Genomic DNA, 12,623 nt, shown 5'->3' with positions numbered 1-12,623 from the left:
CGCGTCGTCCAGCGTCGCGCTCTGTCGTCCCGACAGCGCGATCGCGCGTGCGCCGATGCTCCGCTCGCGGAAGTCGGCGGCACTGGCCTCGTCGGTGTCGGGCGCGACGGGACCGCGGATCCGGACGGACCTGGCCAGGGACGGCCAGTAGAAGGTCAGCGCCGCGACCGGGTGGGTGCCCAGCTGCTGCCCCTTCGTGCTGGCAGCGCTGCTGGCGAACGCCCACCGACCGGAGCGGTCGAAGGCTTTCAGGATGAGCACGCGGGCGTCGGGGGCACCCCGGTCGTCGAGCGTGGACAGCGTCATTGCGTGCGGCTCGGGGGTACCGGTCCGCACCGCGGTGTGGAACCAGTCCTCGAACAGCTCACCCGGCGTGGCAGGGGCTGCGTCGACATCGAAGTCCGGGCCGCGACCGGCGAGACTCGAGAGCCCCGCGAGGAGGGCCGAGACCTCTGCGCCACGCTCGTCGGAGTTCACGGCAGGGCGACGATCAGTCGGAGGGAGCCGTCGAAGATGGCCTGGGACCGCAGGTGGCCGTGCTTCTCGTCCCAAGCGCCGGACTCGAGGTCGTTCCGGAGGTCCGTCTCGAAGCGCTCCGCCACGTCGGGGCCCACGAAGCTCCAGGCCGAGTTGGCCCTTCTGGCGCCGGGGTCGAGCAGTGCCTCCGGCCGGCCGTAGTAGGCCTCGGTGAATCCATCGGTGCAGTCGAGTGGGATCGGCACCGCCGTGATCGAGACCTCCCCGCCGAGGATCGACCCGATCGTGTCCGGGGCCGGGTACCGCCGTGCTTCCGTCGCGGTCACCTCCGGTGCGTACTCGTTCAGCCAGAACCGGTCGAGGGCTGCGGGATCGCAGGTGAGCACGACGACAGGGCCCCGCGTCACCCGTCGGAGCTCGCGCAGACCCGCTGTCAGGTCGGTCCACTGGTGCACCGTGAAGGACGCGAGCGCCGCGTCGAATCGCCGATCCGCGAACGGCAGATCCTCCGCCGTCCCTTCGATCGCTTGGGCGAGCGATGGAGGTCGCTGCGCCCGCATCGACGCGCTCGGCTCCACAGGCGTCACGTCGAGGTCCACGGGTTCGTACGAGCCTGCGCCTGCGCCCACGTTGATCAGGGTGCGCGCGGGCTCGATGGCCGCGACGATCGCGGCCATGAGTCGCGGATCCGGCCGGCGGTAGGCGGCGTAGCCGGTCCCGATGCTGCTGTAGTCGGCGTCTCCGGCGCTGCCATCGGTCGTCCGAGCCATCACCCCTCCCATCGGCCTCGTGGTGCTGTCGAGAACGATCCTCCCAGCGGGCAGCGACAGGGCCCGTCACGGCACAGACCTGCCGCGTTCGACGAGGAGCTCCTCGATCCGCCTACCGTTACCCAGGTCGACGGACGTACGGTTCGAGCGGCGCGACGGCGCACCGATGGAGGTTCCGATGGCCAAGGTCCTGTGCGTGCTCTACCCCGATCCGGTCGACGGGTACCCGCCGGTACTAGCACGGGACGGGCTCCCGAAGCTCGAGCGGTATCCGAACGGACAGACCCTGCCGACTCCGGCGGCGATCGACTTCACGCCCGGCGAGCTGCTCGGGTGCGTCTCGGGGGAGCTGGGTCTGCGGAGGTTCCTGGAGGACGCCGGCCACACCTTCGTCGTGACGAGCGACAAGGAGGGGCCCGACTCGGAGTTCGAGCGGGAGCTGCCGGACGCGGACGTGGTGATCTCGCAGCCGTTCTGGCCCGCCTACCTCACCCCCGAGCGGCTCGAGAAGGCCGCGAAGCTGCAGCTCGCGATCACCGCGGGGATCGGCAGCGACCACGTCGACCTCGCGACCGCGATCGAGAAGGGCATCACGGTCGCCGAGGTCACCTACAGCAACAGCATCGCGGTCGCCGAGCACACGGTCATGCAGGTCCTCGCACTGGTCCGCGACTACCTCCCGCAGGTGGGGATCGTGGTCGACGGCGGCTGGAACATCGCGGACGCGGTGCAGCGTTCCTACGACCTCGAGGGCATGGACGTCGGCGTGCTCGCGGCCGGCCGGATCGGCCGCGCGGTCCTCGAACGGCTCGCGCCGTTCGGCGTCACGCTGCACTACACGGACCGGTTCCGGCTGCCCGACGACGTGGAGCAGTCGCTGGGACTCACCTTCCACGAGTCCATCGAGGAGCTCGTCCGCGAGATCGACGTGCTCACGGTCCACGCGCCGCTCACGGACGAGACGCGCGGGATCCTGAACGACGAGCTGCTGGGCACCATGCGCCGCGGCTCCTACATCGTCAACCCGGCCAGAGGCGCGATCGCCGACCGCGACGCGATCGTGCGCGCACTGGAGAGCGGGCAGCTCGCCGGGTACGCCGGTGACGTCTGGTACCCGCAGCCGGCGCCGGCCGACCACCCGTGGCGCACGATGCCGCACCACGGGATGACGCCGCACACCTCCGGCACCTCCCTCCCGTCGCAGGCGAAGTACGCGGCGGGCACCCGCGAGATCCTCGAGGCGTTCTTCGCCGGCCGCCCGCTCCGTGACGAGTACACGATCGTGGCCGGCGGCGCCTACGCCGGCACCGGGGCGCGCTCCTACGCCAAGCCGAGCTGAGGCGTCCTGCTCCGGCGCCGGAGGGCGCCCTCCCGCATCGGCGCCGTGGCCTCTTCGCACCCAGGGAACCAGCAGTGGGATCTCAGGCTCATCCAGCCCGTCCACCTACTGTGCGAGAGCCGGAACACCGGTGACCACGGTCGAGGAGGAGCGAGATGTCTGCAGGCGATAAGGCGAAGGATGTCATCCAGCAGGTCGCTGGCAAGGCTGAGGAGACGGTCGGCAAGCGCACCGACGACGCGGAACTGACCGCACAGGGCCAGAAGGACCAGTCGATGGGCGAGGACCGCCAGAACATCGAGGAATCCAAGGACGCTGCGAACAGCTGACCCGGCTTCGAGCACCGGTCCGAGCGGACCGGTGCTCGACCAGCGGCGTTCACCGCGCCCTCCGCAGTCCGCGGAGCGGGATGGAGCGCCACCGCTTCGTCCGCCGGAAAGCCGATGTGCTCGAGCGGGTGAGGCGCGATCAGCCCTCCTGGCGGAACCGACCCAGGGCGACGCGGCGGACGGCGCTGCGGAGTTCGATCTCATGCAGCACCATCGCCGCGAGATCCTCGAGGGTCTCTATCTGGGCAGGCGTCATGGTGCGGGGCCGGGCATCGGCGACGGCGAACGACCCGAGGTTGTGGCCGTCCGCCGTGATCAGCGGCACCCCGGCATAGAAGCGGAATGGCGATGCCTCCGCACCCGGGGTGAACGTGATTCGAGGGTCGGTGGTCACGTCCTCGACGATCAGGGTCTGATCGTGCAGCGCACCGGTCGCACCGAGACCCTGACGCCGCTCGACCTCGGCGACGTCCATGCCGTGGCGGGACTTCAGCCAGACCCGGTCCTCACCGACGACGGTGATGACCGCGACGGGGACGTCGAAGATCCGTGCTGCGATCGCGGTGAGCCGGTCGAACTCGAGGTCCGGCGGGCTGTCGAGCAGGTGGGAGTCCCGGACCGCGGCGAGCCGAGCGGCCTCGGGGTCCGGCGCCGTCGGCCGCTCCCCGCCGAGCTCGTGGACGATGATCTCGCGGAAGTCGGTGACGGCTTCCCGAGCACTCGGGCGGTCGAGCGGCTGCCGGGCGGTCATCCGTCGCAGGACCGCGGCGAGCTCGGTCGGCATGTCGGACGGGACCTCCGGATCCTCCTCGAGCCGGGCGAACGCCGATTCGACGACGCCGCCGGGGAACGCCGTTCGTCCGGTGTAGGCCTCGAGGAGGACGAGGCCGAGTGAGTAGATGTCCGTCTCGGATCCCAGCGGGCGTCCCTCGACCTGCTCGGGGCTCAGGTAGGCGGCGGTGCCCGTGGTCTCCTCGCTGGGTTCGTCCGCTGCGGCGTTCAGCACGGCGATGCCGAAGTCCGCGAGCTTCCCCCGGGAAGGCCTCGCCTCCGCGGGAGCGAGGAGCACGTTCGCGGGCTTGAGGTCGCGGTGGATGATCCCGCGTTCATGCACGTACTGCAGGGCGGCGAGGAGGTCCCAGGCGAGATAGGCGACCTCGAACGCGGTGAGGGGGCCCTCTCGGAGCCGCCGTCGCAGATCCGGCCCGTCGACGAACTCCATGATCAGGTACATCTGCGGAGCCGTCGCATCCGTCAGGTCCATTCCGGCATCCAGCAGGGAGACCAGCGCCGGGTGGTTCAGACCACCGAGCATGCGGGCCTCGCCCTCCTGCGATCGGAGGTCGTCAGCCGTTCTGACCCGGGTGCGGAAGACCTTGATCGCGACGTCCCGGCCGATCAGGAGGTCGCGTGCCCGGTAGACCGTGGAGGCCCCACCGCGCCCGACCTCGGGTCCGATCCTGTAGCGGGCCTGCAGCACGGCGGGCAGCGCGATCGGTGCACCTACGTCCACCATCGGTGGTCACTCCGTTCCGTCGAGCAGCGCCGCAGCAGACCGTGCCGTCCCACCTGACTTGATACCCCCACGGTAAGCGCAGGCCGCGCGAGGAATTCGGCTCGAGTCGCACCGTTCGCAATTCGGGTAGCACCGATACGCAAATGGGGTAGCGGAAGTCGAGAAGTGCATTCGGAATCGACTTCCGGTCGCAGGCTTCAGCCGAGCGGCAGGAATTCAGGCGATCCGCACGCGCCCCCGACGCGAATAGACGCTGTCCTGTCCAGGCGTCGATCAGATGCACGTGCACAGCGCGACCACGGTGTGGGGGCCCGGAACGGCCCCAGCCCCCTCGTCCATCGGTACCCTGCTCAGAGAGCGAGCCGAGCGGTGAGGAGCCCGATGACCGACCCCCGACCCGACGCCGGTCCTGCCGCGGAATCCGGCTCCCGGCCGAAATCCTCACGACTCCGACCGGTTTTGGCGCTGAGCGCTGCGATCGTTTCCGAGGTCGCCGCGACCCTGGCGTTGAAGGCCGCGCTCACCGATCCGCTGTGGATGCTGGTGGTCGTGCCCGGCTACATCGCGGGGTTCGTGCTGCTCGCCGTCTGCCTGCGTCTCGGCCTCCCGGTCGGGGTGACCTACGGCATCTGGGGCGCGATCGGGGTCGCGCTGACGTCGCTGCTGTCCACCGTGATCTTCGGGGAGGCGCTCACGCCGCTGATGGGCGTCGGCCTCGCCTGCATCGTGGCCGGCGTCCTCACCGTCGAGCTCGGCGCCGAGCGCGCCCGACGGGAATCGAAGGGCGCGCTCCCGTGACCGCTCCGATGGTTCTGCCATGAGCTGGCTGTTCCTCGCCGCCGCGATCGTCGTCGAGGTCACCGCGACACTGTGCCTCAGCGCCTCGAAGGGCCTCAGGGACAAGCGGTGGGCCGTGCCCATCCTGGTCGGCTACGTCGCATCGTTCTACTTCCTCGCCCTCGCGCTGCGGGAGGGACTGCCGGTCGGGGTGGCCTACGGCGTCTGGGCCGCCACCGGGATCGCGCTGACCGCGATCTTCGGGCGGGTCCTGTTCCGCGATCCGCTGAACCGCACGATGGGCCTCGGTCTGGTGCTGATCGGCATCGGCGTCCTGCTCGTCGAGCTCGGCACCTCCACCGTCACGCACTGAGCCACGAACACCAGCGAAGGACGCCGACGTGCCCGACATGAACGCCCCCGTCCCGCCCTCGCCGGAGGACCTCGCCGACCGGATGACCGTGGAGGAGAAGGTGGCGCTGGTCTCGGGAGGGAGCGCCTGGGGGACCGCCGCCGTGCCGGGCATCGGGCTCCGATCCATCGTGCTCTCGGACGGCCCGAGCGGCGTGCGGGGAGCGCTCTGGGACGAGCGCCTGCCGTCCGCGTGCCTCCCGTCCGCGACGGCGCTCGCGGCGAGCTGGGACCTCGAGCTGGCGCGCGAGTACGGGACGGTCGTCGCCGGCGAGGCGCGCGCGAAGGGCGTCGACGTCGTGCTCGGACCGACGGTGAACCTGCACCGCTCCCCGCTCGGCGGCCGGCACTTCGAGGCGTTCAGCGAGGACCCGCGACTCACCGCCGACCTCGCCGCCGCGTACGTGGCCGGCGTGCAGGCGCAGGGCGTCGGGGCGGCGATCAAGCACTTCGTCGCCAACGACTTCGAGACCGACCGGTTCGCGGTCGACGTGCAGGTGGGGGACCGGGCCCTCCGCGAGCTCTACCTGCTGGCCTTCGAGCGGGCGGTGACGGAGGCGGGCGCCTGGCTGGTGCTGAGCGCGTACAACGCCGTCAACGGGACGACCGCGACCGAGAGCCCCCTGCTCACGGACCCGCTGACGACGACGTGGGGCTTCGACGGCGTGGTCGTCAGCGACTGGACCGCGGTGCGCAGCCTCGAGAGCGCCCGGCAGCAGCAGCATCTCGCGATGCCCGGCCCGGCGGCGGCCTGGTCGGACCGGCTGGTCACCGCGGTGCGCGACGGCGACGTCCCGATGCCGGCCCTCGACGAGAAGGTGCGGCGCATCCTCCGCCTCGCCGCCCGCGTCGGGGCCCTGGAGGGGTTCGGGCCGTCCGTGGTCCCCGAGGCCGTCGACGCGGGCGCGTTCGCGCGCAGGGTGGCGGCGGAGGGGATGGTGCTCGTCGCCAACACCGGCGTCCTGCCGCTGCAGGCCGCATCGGTCCGCCGCGTCGCGGTGATCGGCGAGCACGCCGAGCGGCCGCGGGTCCAGGGCGGCGGCAGCGCCACCGTCATCCCGCACTACGAGATCACGCCGGTCGACGGCATCCGTCGGGCGCTGCCGGAGGCGGTCCTCGACCTCCGGGTCGGCGCCGTCACGCAGGACCACTTCGCCCCTCTGGACCCAGCACGGATGACCAACCCCGTCACCGGCGGGCCGGGCGCCCGCTACACCTCCTACGGGGCCGACGGCACCGAGCTGTACGCCGAGGACCGGTTCGCGGGCTTCATCCTCGACTACGGCCGCGAGGACGATCCGCGGGTGCGCGCCTCGGTCGGGTTCCGCACCCGGTACACGCCGGAGCGGGACGGCGAGCTGCGGTTCGGGTTCGCGTCGCCGGGCACCGGGCGGCTGTTCATCGACGGAGCGCTCGTGCTGGAGGCGACGATCGAGGAGGACCCGGACCAGATCCAGGACTTCTTCGCGGCCCGCTCGATCACGACGCCGCACCCGGTGCGCGCCGGGGTGGCGCTCGAGCTGCGATACGAGTTCGTCCCCGGCACCATCATCGACGGTGTCCCGAACTCGCTCGCCGTGACGTTCGGCATCCTCCCGGCCCCGCGGACCGAGGAGGAGGACCGGGCGCTGATCGCCGAGGCCGTGCAGGCGGCGGAGGCGGCCGAGATCGCGATCGTGATCGTCGCGACCGGCTTCACGAGCGAGTGCGAGGGGTTCGATCGCACCGACCTCCGCCTGCCCGGCCGGCAGGACGAGCTGGTCGCCGCCGTCGCCGCGGCGAACCCGCGGACCGTCGTCGTCGTGAACGCGGGCGCCCCCGTCGAGATGCCGTGGCGGGACGACGTGGCGGCCGTGCTGCTGACGTGGTTCGGCGGTCAGGAGTACGGCACCGCCCTCGCGGACGTGCTCGTCGGCGCCGTCGAACCCGGAGGCAGACTGCCGACCACCTGGCCGGCACGGCTCGCCGACGCTCCCGTGACGGACGTGCAGCCCGTCGACGGCGTCGTCCGGTACGACGAGGGCATTCACATCGGCTACCGCGCGTGGGCCCGCACCGACGTGGCACCGGCGTATCCGTTCGGGCACGGCCTCGGCTACACGACGTGGGCGATCGATGCGCCGACGGTCACCGGCTTCCACGACGGCATCGCGACGGTCACCGCCACCGTGCGCAACACCGGTGCGCGGCCCGGCAAGCACGTCGTGCAGGTCTACGCCCGCCGCCAGGAGTCCGTGGTCGACCGGCCCGCGCTGTGGCTCGTCGGATACGCGCTCGTGCGGGCGGCGGCAGGCAGCGGCACGCGGGTGACGGTCGAGGTGTCCCGGCGAGCGCTGGCGTACTGGGAGGACGGGTGGCGCCTGGAGGCCGGCGACTACGAACTGCTGATCGGCGCCACCGCCGCAGCACTCGGACCCGCCGGAACGGTGACCGTCGACCGGGACGAGCTGCTGACCTGACCTGACCCGACTGCGCAGCCGCGGTCAGGCGTCGTCGTCGCCGCAGCGGACGAGGATCTTGACGACGCCCGCCTCCGCGCCGGCCAGCAGCTCGAACGCTCGCGGCGCCTCCTCCAGCGCCACGAGCTGCGAGATCAGCGGGGCGACCTCGATCGCCCCTGCGGCGAGGAGGCCGACGGCCACGGCGACGTCGTCGTCCCACATGTGGGCGGCCGAGCCGACCACCGTCTTCTCCCGCACGACCAGGTCGAGTCCGTCGAACGGCTCGTCCGCGGCGGGCACGCCGAGCAGCACGGCCGTCCCGCCCGCCCGGACCAGCCGGACCGCCTCCCGCGCCGCCCCGCCGGCACCCGAGCACTCCACGACCACGTCGGCGCCGCGCTCCGGGAACCGCTCGGCGACCGTGCGGGCCCGCGTCGCCGCGTCGGGCTCCCAGACGGCGTCGAGACCGAGACTCGCGGCGATCCGGCGCCGCTCCGGGCTCGGTTCCACGACCGTCACGCGGTCGGCGCCGGCCTGCCGCAGAACCTGCGCGACCAGCAGCCCGACCGTGCCGCCGCCGACCACCACGGCGCACCGTCCCAGCATGGAGCCGAGCTTCCGTCCCGCGCGCACCGCCACCGCCGCGGGTTCGGCGAGCGCCGCGTGCCGCAGCGGCAGCGAGTCCGGGACGACGATCAGGCGGGAGGCGCGCCCGACGACGTACTCGGCGAGGCCGCCGTCGACGTGCTGCCCGGTGACGACCAGGTCGGGGCACAGCCCCTCCTCGTGCCGCTCGCACCAGAAGCAGCGTCCGCAGCCCGTCACGACGTCCACGACCACGCGGGCGCCGACCGCCGGCCCCGACCCGTCGCCGGCCGCCCGGCTCACCGTGCCCACGATCTCGTGGCCGAGCACGACACCCGGCCGTGCCACGACCGGCCCGTGCCGGAACTCCTCCAGATCGCTGCCGCACAGGCCGGTCCACGCCACCCGCACGAGCGCCTCGTCGGCGCGCGGCACGGGCAGCGGTGCGTCCTCCACCCGGATCGTGCCCGCCCCGGCCCAGCGCGCGACCCTCATGCCGGCTCACCTGCCGGCAAGCGAGCCTCCGATGCCGCCGACGCTGAAGTAGCGGTTCAGCGTCGCGAACAGGATCGCCGGCGGCAGCAGCATCACCACGGAGACCGCCATGATCGCTCCCCAGTTCGCCGAGTTCTGCTGGAAGAACGTCTCGAGGCCGATCGGCAGCGTGAAGTGCTCCGAGCTGCGCAGGAAGATCAGCGCGACCAGGAAGTCGTTCCACGCCAGCAGGAAGGAGAAGATCGCGGTCGAGAGCACCCCGGGGAGGGAGTTGCGCATCACGATCCGCAGGAACGAGCCGAACATCGATGCGCCGTCCACCCACGACGCCTCCTCGAGCGTGATCGGGATGGTGTCGATGTAGGCGGCCATCATCCAGGTCGCGACCGCGACGGTGCTCCCGACGTAGACGACCGTCAGGCCGACGAGGCTGTCGGAGAGCCCGAACTGGGCAAAGAGGATGAAGAGCGGGATGATCGAGGTGATGATCGGCAGCGACTGCACCACGAACAGCAGCAGCGAGTAGCCCTGCACGGCTCGGCTCCGGCCCCTGGACAGCACGTACCCGGCGGGGGCCGCGACGATCACCGAGACGACCACCGTGGCGAGGGTCACGCCGAGGCTGTTGCCGAGCCAGCGCAGCACGTCCGTCTGCCCGAAGACGAACGCGAAGTTCTCCAGCGTGAAGGCGCTCGTCGTGCTCGACGACGAACTCGGCTGCACCGACAGCAGCAGGATCACGCCGAGCGGGATCAGCACGATGACGGTGATGATCAGGAGCGCGGCGGAGGTGCCCCACCGCCGGCTCCCTCGACCGGCGGGTCGCCGCCGCGTCTTCGCCCTGGTGCTGCTGACCGGCCTCGCCTCACTGCTCTGGTCGAGGGTCGTCATTCGATGTCCACCTTTCGGATCTGGCGGAAGAGGCCGACCGAGATGATGACCAGGACCACCGTCATCATGAAGGCGATCGCGACGCCGGGCCCGGTCTGGAAGTCCTGGAAGACCGTGCGGTAGGCGAGGACGATCAGCGAGGTCGTCGCGCTGACCGGGCCGCCGCCGGTCAGCAGGAAGATCGTGGGGAAGTCGTTGACGCTGAAGATCGTCATCAGGATCCAGCTGATGTAGGTCGACCGGGCGATCACCGGCAGCGTGATCTGGGTGAGCTGCTGCCACCGCGTCGCGCCGTCCATGGAGGACGCCTCGTAGATGGAGGGATCGACCGCCGCGAGTGCCGAGGATGTCATCAGCATCATGAACGGGAAGCTCACCCACACCTTGAAGATGCAGACCAGGATCGCCGCGAGCGTCGGGTCCGCGAGGAAGAGCGGGCTGCCGAATCCGAGACCGCGGACCAGCGTCGGGATGAGGCTCTGCGGTGTCGCGACGAGCCAGTTCCAGGCCGTGGCGGACACGACGATGGGGACCACCCACGGCAGCATGAGCAGCACCTTGAACACCGCCGACCCAGGGGCCTCGAGGCGCAGCAGCAGCGCGAGCGCGAGTCCGATCAGCCAGCTGCCGAACACGGCGACGATCGTGAAGATCACCGTGAAGCCGGTCGCGGTCCAGAATCGCGGCTGCGTCACCACGCTCGCGTAGTTCTCCAGGCCCACGAACGACCCGGCAGTGATCAGGGTGCCGTCCTGGACCGACTGGAACAGTCCGTAGATGAGCGGATAGCCGTTGATCAGGACGAGCAGCAGGACGGAGGGCGCGACCAGCAGCAGCAGCGTCGCCGGCTTCGACGTCGGCGCGCCGCTTCGACCCCTCGGGCCACGGCGCAGCACGCCGACCGTGCCGACCGACGCGGTGGCGGCGGGCGGCGCGGGATTCGTCATCGTCGACGAGGCGGCGCCCTGGAAGGCCTGACCCGGCTGCGTGCCGTCAGGCGTGTGCGGTGGAGCCACGAGGTGTCCTTCGTTCGCTGGGTGGATGTGCCGGGTCCGGTCGGCGCGCTGCGGCGGTCATCGGAGCACGGGCTCGGAGGAGCGCAGGAGCGCGAGCTCGTCGCGGGTGGGGGCGCCCTCCCAGTCGCCCGCCGCCATGCACGCGAAGGCGCCGGTCGCGCAGCCGAGTTCGAGCCTGCTCGGCACGGAATCGCCGGCCAGGTAGGCCGCGAGGTACCCGGCCACGAACGCGTCCCCCGCACCGACGGTGTCGACCACCGGCACGGCCGGCGGCGATGCGGTGACGGCCGGTTCGCCGTCGACCGCGGCGGTGGCTCCGGTCGCGCCGTGCTTCACGACGACCTGGGAGGGGCCGAGCCGGGCGAGGTCGGCGGCGGCCTGCTCGGGCCCGGACGCGCGGCCGGTGAGCAGCTCCGCCTCCTCGAGGCCCGCGAAGAGGATGTCGACCGAGGGGAGCAGGCGGGTGAGCGCGGCGGTCGCGGCGTCGCGGGACCAGAGTGCGGACCGGTAGTTGACGTCGAGGCTGACCGTCGTGCCGGCCGCCCGCGCCGCGTCGATCGCGTGGTCGACGGCCGCGGTGGCCGACTCGGAGAGCGCCGGTGTGATCCCGGTCACGTGCAGCACCCGTGCTCCGCCGACGATCCGGTCGTCGACGTCGTCCGGCGACAGCGCCGACCCGGCGCTGTCCGACCGGTAGTAGACGACCCGCTGGTGCAGGGCGGTGCGCCGCTCCTTGACCATCAGCCCGGTGCGCCGGCTCCCGTCGCGGCGCGCGAGCACCTCCACGCCCTCGCCGCGGAGCACGCGGACGATCTCGTCGCCGAAGGGATCGACGCCGACGCGGCCGATCCAGGCCACGGGCACGCCGAGCCTGGCCAGCCCGATCGCGACGTTCGACTCGGCGCCGCCGACGGAGAAGTCGGCCTTCGCTCCCGAGCGCAGGACGCCCGCCGATCGGCTGCTGAACAGCGCCATCGTCTCGCCCATCACGACGACCTCGGCACCCGCGCTCACGCTCACGCTCACGGCAGGCTCGTCCCGTGCTCGTCGAGGAGCCGCCGACAGCGGCTGGCGCGGTCCCGCAGCAGGGCGAGGTCGCCGCCGCGCAGGGCGTCGCCCAGCAGCTCGCCCCCCAGGCTGACGGCCGTCGCACCCGCGTGCAGCCAGGTGCCGATGTCGTCCACCGCCACGCCGCCGGAGGGGATGAACGACAGCTCCGGGAAGGGGCCGTGCAGCGCTCGCAGGTGCCCAGTGCCCACGGTCGAGGCCGGGAAGATCTTCACCGCGGACGCCCCGGCCGCCCAGGCCGTCGCGACCTCGGTGGGCGACATCGCGCCCGGGAACACGGGCACGCCCGCCTCCCGGACCACCGCGACGACCTCGGGCTGCACGATCGGCGTCACGACGAACGCCGCACCCGCACCGAGCACGGCGACGGCCTGCTCGACCGACACGACCGTGCCGACGCCGACCTCGGCCCGCCCGGCGTACCGCTCGGCGAGCCGGGGCAGCGCCTCCGTGGTCCCGGGGGTGGTCAGGGTGAGCTCGATGGCGGTGATGCCCTCCGCCACGAGCA

General features: G+C 72.0%; 13 protein-coding genes. 5 read left to right on the top strand and 8 right to left on the bottom strand.

Annotated elements, in window-relative coordinates:
* Positions 1-477, bottom strand: a 477-nt coding sequence (locus ACFE67_RS10615) for a pyridoxal 5'-phosphate synthase (protein WP_375406845.1), incomplete at its 3' end; no start/stop codon positions are given.
* The gene (locus ACFE67_RS10610; RefSeq protein WP_375406844.1) at positions 474-1,247 is read right to left on the bottom strand and encodes a class I SAM-dependent methyltransferase; all 774 of its coding nucleotides are present in this window, start codon (positions 1,245-1,247) and stop codon (positions 474-476) included. The genes ACFE67_RS10615 and ACFE67_RS10610, both read right to left, overlap by 4 nt.
* Before the next feature lie 178 nt (positions 1,248-1,425).
* Here ACFE67_RS10610 and ACFE67_RS10605 point away from each other — a divergent pair, with 178 nt between their 5' ends.
* Together ACFE67_RS10605 and ACFE67_RS10600 are read left to right on the top strand one after the other, a co-directional pair.
* Positions 1,426-2,586, top strand: coding sequence for an NAD-dependent formate dehydrogenase (locus ACFE67_RS10605; RefSeq protein ID WP_375406843.1), 1,161 nt, complete (start codon positions 1,426-1,428; stop codon positions 2,584-2,586).
* Positions 2,587-2,741: 155 nt separating this feature from the next.
* Complete coding sequence (locus ACFE67_RS10600) at positions 2,742-2,915, top strand: CsbD family protein (RefSeq protein ID WP_375406842.1); 174 nt, start codon at positions 2,742-2,744, stop codon at positions 2,913-2,915.
* 139 nt (positions 2,916-3,054) lie between these two features.
* On the opposite strand, the gene ACFE67_RS10595 is transcribed toward ACFE67_RS10600, so the two are convergent.
* Complete coding sequence (locus ACFE67_RS10595; RefSeq protein ID WP_375406841.1) at positions 3,055-4,431, bottom strand: protein kinase; 1,377 nt, start codon at positions 4,429-4,431, stop codon at positions 3,055-3,057.
* Between the two features lie 381 nt (positions 4,432-4,812).
* Here ACFE67_RS10595 and ACFE67_RS10590 point away from each other — a divergent pair, with 381 nt between their 5' ends.
* Genes ACFE67_RS10590 through ACFE67_RS10580 form a run of 3 tightly spaced genes read left to right on the top strand, consistent with a single transcriptional unit; the run spans position 4,813 to position 8,078 of the window.
* The gene (locus ACFE67_RS10590) at positions 4,813-5,229 is read left to right on the top strand and encodes a DMT family transporter (protein WP_375406840.1); all 417 of its coding nucleotides are present in this window, start codon (positions 4,813-4,815) and stop codon (positions 5,227-5,229) included.
* 19 nt (positions 5,230-5,248) lie between these two features.
* Positions 5,249-5,581: a DMT family transporter gene (locus tag ACFE67_RS10585; RefSeq protein WP_375406839.1), complete on the top strand. Its 333-nt coding sequence runs from the start codon at positions 5,249-5,251 to the stop codon at positions 5,579-5,581.
* A gap of 37 nt (positions 5,582-5,618) precedes the next feature.
* Positions 5,619-8,078: a glycoside hydrolase family 3 protein gene (locus tag ACFE67_RS10580; RefSeq protein ID WP_375406846.1), complete on the top strand. Its 2,460-nt coding sequence runs from the start codon at positions 5,619-5,621 to the stop codon at positions 8,076-8,078.
* A 24-nt stretch (positions 8,079-8,102) separates the two neighbouring features.
* Here ACFE67_RS10580 and ACFE67_RS10575 read toward each other — a convergent pair whose 3' ends face one another.
* The 5 genes from ACFE67_RS10575 to ACFE67_RS10555 form a co-directional block, all read right to left on the bottom strand.
* On the bottom strand, positions 8,103-9,140 hold the full coding sequence (locus tag ACFE67_RS10575; RefSeq protein ID WP_375406838.1) for a zinc-binding dehydrogenase: 1,038 nt from the start codon (positions 9,138-9,140) through the stop codon (positions 8,103-8,105).
* 6 nt (positions 9,141-9,146) lie between these two features.
* Complete coding sequence (locus tag ACFE67_RS10570; RefSeq protein WP_375406837.1) at positions 9,147-10,031, bottom strand: carbohydrate ABC transporter permease; 885 nt, start codon at positions 10,029-10,031, stop codon at positions 9,147-9,149.
* On the bottom strand, positions 10,028-11,047 hold the full coding sequence (locus ACFE67_RS10565; RefSeq protein WP_375406836.1) for a carbohydrate ABC transporter permease: 1,020 nt from the start codon (positions 11,045-11,047) through the stop codon (positions 10,028-10,030). Before ACFE67_RS10565 ends, ACFE67_RS10570 begins: the two co-directional genes overlap by 4 nt.
* 57 nt (positions 11,048-11,104) lie before the next feature.
* The gene (locus ACFE67_RS10560) at positions 11,105-12,073 is read right to left on the bottom strand and encodes a sugar kinase (protein ID WP_375406835.1); all 969 of its coding nucleotides are present in this window, start codon (positions 12,071-12,073) and stop codon (positions 11,105-11,107) included.
* A partial coding sequence (locus ACFE67_RS10555) for a bifunctional 4-hydroxy-2-oxoglutarate aldolase/2-dehydro-3-deoxy-phosphogluconate aldolase (protein ID WP_375406834.1) occupies positions 12,070-12,623 on the bottom strand: 554 nt, incomplete at its 5' end. The genes ACFE67_RS10555 and ACFE67_RS10560, both read right to left, overlap by 4 nt.

Origin of the sequence: uncultured Amnibacterium sp., assembly GCF_964244015.1 — a bacterium.
Taxonomy (GTDB): Bacteria; Actinomycetota; Actinomycetes; order Actinomycetales; family Microbacteriaceae; genus Amnibacterium.
Note: the sequence above shows the minus strand (reverse complement) of the source record. Positions and strands in the feature narration are given on the sequence as shown.

Excerpts from the sequence above, each read along its gene's own strand:
- ACFE67_RS10605 (WP_375406843.1), top strand. The coding sequence starts at position 1,426 with ATGGCCAAGGTCCTGTGCGTGCTCTACCCCGATCCGGTCGACGGGTAC.
- ACFE67_RS10610 (WP_375406844.1), bottom strand. The coding sequence starts at position 1,247 with ATGGCTCGGACGACCGATGGCAGCGCCGGAGACGCCGACTACAGCAGC.
- ACFE67_RS10600 (WP_375406842.1), top strand. The coding sequence starts at position 2,742 with ATGTCTGCAGGCGATAAGGCGAAGGATGTCATCCAGCAGGTCGCTGGC.
- ACFE67_RS10585 (WP_375406839.1), top strand. The coding sequence starts at position 5,249 with ATGAGCTGGCTGTTCCTCGCCGCCGCGATCGTCGTCGAGGTCACCGCG.
- ACFE67_RS10595 (WP_375406841.1), bottom strand. The coding sequence starts at position 4,431 with ATGGTGGACGTAGGTGCACCGATCGCGCTGCCCGCCGTGCTGCAGGCC.
- ACFE67_RS10570 (WP_375406837.1), bottom strand. The coding sequence starts at position 10,031 with ATGACGACCCTCGACCAGAGCAGTGAGGCGAGGCCGGTCAGCAGCACC.
- ACFE67_RS10575 (WP_375406838.1), bottom strand. The coding sequence starts at position 9,140 with ATGAGGGTCGCGCGCTGGGCCGGGGCGGGCACGATCCGGGTGGAGGAC.
- ACFE67_RS10580 (WP_375406846.1), top strand. The coding sequence starts at position 5,619 with ATGAACGCCCCCGTCCCGCCCTCGCCGGAGGACCTCGCCGACCGGATG.
- ACFE67_RS10590 (WP_375406840.1), top strand. The coding sequence starts at position 4,813 with ATGACCGACCCCCGACCCGACGCCGGTCCTGCCGCGGAATCCGGCTCC.